Here is a 3,270-nt window from a genome sequence, read left to right as displayed (position 1 = left end):
TTGGCCCACGCCGCGCCGGGTCGGCAGCCCGATATCCCAGATCCAGCCCGACGACTGCGCGGTGGAGATGGTGTGCGAGGCGATCGGTGCCTCGGGATCGTCATAAGGCACCTGGATCGCCAGCGCCGTGTCGCAGAACAGCACGTCGTTCAGCGGCCGAAAGGGCACCCCCATCGCCTCACCCAGCAGCAGAGAACGAAAGCCGGTACAGTCGACGAACAGATCGCCCGTCACCTCCCCCGCCTGGGCGGTGCGCACCGCGCGGATGTCGCCGCTCTCGGCCAGCAGCACCTCTTCGACATCGGCCAGCACATGCCGCACCCCCAGTTGCTCACAGCAATGGCGGCGCAGGAAGTCAGCGAACTTGCCCGCGTCCAGATGGTATGCGTAGTTGGCCAGCGCCTCATATTCCGGGGTGGCGATCGTCTTGGGGGCGAGTCCAGCGTCGCAAATCCGCCCTTGCGGCGTCACCGCGTCGCAGAAGCTCGCGTCGCCCTCCCCCGCCAGCCAGTGCGACGCTAGGTTCACCTGCCCGAAACTCTGCGGCAGCATCAACGGATGGTAATAGCCGTCCTCCGCCGCGCCGGTGGTCCAGCGATTGAACCGCGCACCTTGTTTGAACGAGGCGTCGCATTCGCGGAAAAACGCCGTCTCCGATACCCCCATCGTCTTCAGCGTGGCGCGCAGCGTCGGCCAGGTGCCCTCGCCCACGCCGATGATCGGCACGTTGGGCGACTCGACCAGCGTAACCGTAAAGCCATGCGGCCGCCGCCCCTGATGCCGGGCCGCGATGACGCCCGCCGTCAGCCACCCGGCCGTCCCGCCGCCAACGATCACGATATGCTGAACAGGCTGAACCATGATGGCAAGACAGTCCGATAAGCTGCGGGGATGTCAAGCCGAAGCCTAACATCCCCGTGCATCGTCAGAAGCGGTAACGCGCGCCCAAGGTGAAGCGGCGACCATAATCAAACACATCGAGCAGCTGGTTCTTGAACCGACCATGCGTGCTCTGCTTGTTCTTGTTGATGTTCAGCGCCTCGGCAAAGATCGAGAAGTTCTTCGTAACGTCATAGCTGCTCGTCAGATCGACCTGGAAGCTCTGGTTCACGAAGGTCGGCTCGGCCCCGTAAGAACCGGTATTCTGGTTCTGGCCAAAGCCCGCCAGATACTCGTCACGCCAGTTGAGCGCAGTACGGAACTGGAAGCCGTTCTTGTCATAGAAGCCGACGAAGTTGGCCGAGTTGGCCAGGCCCGTGACCGCAAAGCCGCTCTGGCCGACGATCTTCGGATCATAGGGTTTGTTCGTATCGACGAAAGTCGCATTGGCTTGGAAGCCGAAGCCGCTGTCGCCGAACACCTGCTGCCAGGCGATTTCGACACCGCGCACCGTTGCATCGGGACCGTTGACCTGAGCCGAGATGGCGAAGACCGCCGGGTTGCCGGTCGTCGGGTCGATCACCCCGTTGACCGTCTGGTTGGTGACGCCTCCGACGATGAAGTTGCTGACATTCTTCAGGAAGAAGTCGACCGCCAGATACGAGTTGCGCTGATAATACCATTCCGCCGCAACGTCGAAATTGCTGGCGAGATAGGGCTTCAGGTTCGGATTGCCGCCGCTGCCCGACAAGGCGCCGACGCGCTGGCCATTCCCGATACCGACGACCGGGTTGAGCAGGCTGAGGCCGGGACGGGTAAGCGTGCGCGACGCGTCGAAACGCAGCTGCAGATTGTCGGTCACCTCCAGGCGCAGATCGACCGAGGGCAGCACATAGGTATAGCTGCTGCGGTTCGCGATCGGCTGCGTATCGGTGAAGGCGATCGACAGCAGCGTGGGGTCGGCGGCGCTGCGGGTGATCTGGGTCGGGGCACGCCCCTGACCGATCGACAGCAGGCGGGTATTCTCGGTGCGCACCCCGAAGGCGGCATGGAGCGGCATATTGCCGATCCGACCCTCCATCGCCCCGCTGAAGAACAGCGACAGGGTCTTTTCGTTGACCGACAGTATGCTGCCCGGATCGACCGCCTCGACGAACTGACCGGTAAAGCCGTTGACGCCGCCATTATAGTTGAAGCCCGGCACATTCTGCGCCTGCGGATTGCCCAGGCTGGTCAGGTAATTCTGATAAGCCTGCGGGCTGTAGATCAGCAGCGAAGGCGGCAGGCTGCCCGCGAAACCGGGGATGAAATTGTTGAGGCTGATCGTGCCCTGATAGAGACTCGACGGCAGCGGCGAGACACCCGAACCCTGGCCCGACGGCCCGCCATAACCGGCATAGGCCTGCCAGAAATTGTTGGTGAAGGTGCTGCGGTTGAGCAGGTTGAACGTGTCGTCCGTATACTGACCACCCGCCTTCAGCGTGATGTCGTCGGCCGCCTTCCACGTCACGACGCCGCGGAATTGCTTCAGTTCGTCGGTGTTCTTCTGGGTCTGGAGGACCGTTACGTGCGAGCCGATGACCGTCGGATCGGCCCAGCGCCCGGCATTGCCGGCGGGGCCGAAATTGCTGATCGTCGGGAACGCCTTGTTGCTATCGGCGGTGATGTTGAAGCCCAGATTGGTGCCCAGCGCCCCGCCATAACCGATATCGCCATTGCTGCTGCCGATCGTGTTGCCGGGGTTCAGCCAGCTCTTGGCATAGGCGCCGTCGGCTTCGACGGTCAGCTTTTCATTGACGTCCCACTTCACGTTCAGACCGGTCTGGTTGGTCTGAAGGATCTGCTTGTTCATCGCAGCCGTGAAGTCGGTCGGCGACCCCGCCTGGGTAAAACTGACCGCCGTGCCGTTGGCGTCCTGCGTCACGTTGCGCAGGCTGGGCTGGCTGAACCACACGCCGAATCCATAGATGTCGGTCGAAATGGTCTGGCGCGCGAAGTTGTTGTCCAGCGTAACCATAAGGTCGTTGGACGGATGCCATTGCAGGGCGATGCGGCCGTCCACGCGCTCGTCCTGGGTCCGCTGCTGCTCGGCACCATATTGCTGCGGGAACCAGCCGGTCAGCGTGCGACGCTGGCTGGGATCGGCAGTAGCGCTGTCGGTCGGTGCGCAGACGGCCGCGGTGCTGCCCGTCAGCTGGCAGGGGGCGAAATTGCCGCCCGGCCAACCCGATACGAACACCCGGTTGGTATCGGTATCACGCCGCGTGTAGATGAAGCTCGACAGGATACCCAAAGTATCATTGGCGAAGGTATCCCCTGTCTCTTATCCCCACCTGCAGCTGCCGACGATCTTACGCGTTAAAGTGTACGCTGCCCTAGGTACAGTAACGA

General features: G+C 62.7%; 1 protein-coding gene and 1 pseudogene. Both read right to left on the bottom strand.

Translation table 11 applies throughout. From position 1 onward, the window contains the following. On the bottom strand, nucleotides 1-861 hold an 861-nt coding region (locus SB4_RS18060), incomplete at its 3' end, for a tryptophan 7-halogenase (RefSeq protein ID WP_193753879.1). A gap of 64 nt (nucleotides 862-925) precedes the next feature. Continuing rightward, nucleotides 926-3,193: pseudogene (locus tag SB4_RS18055) on the bottom strand (TonB-dependent receptor); the annotation flags it as partial. Between the last annotated feature and the right edge of the window lie 77 nt (nucleotides 3,194-3,270).

The organism is Sphingomonas sanguinis (assembly GCF_001476905.1).
Classification (GTDB): domain Bacteria; phylum Pseudomonadota; class Alphaproteobacteria; order Sphingomonadales; family Sphingomonadaceae; genus Sphingomonas; species Sphingomonas sanguinis_B.
The sequence above is the reverse complement of the archived record's forward strand: the minus strand, read 5'-3'. Positions and strand labels throughout refer to the sequence as shown.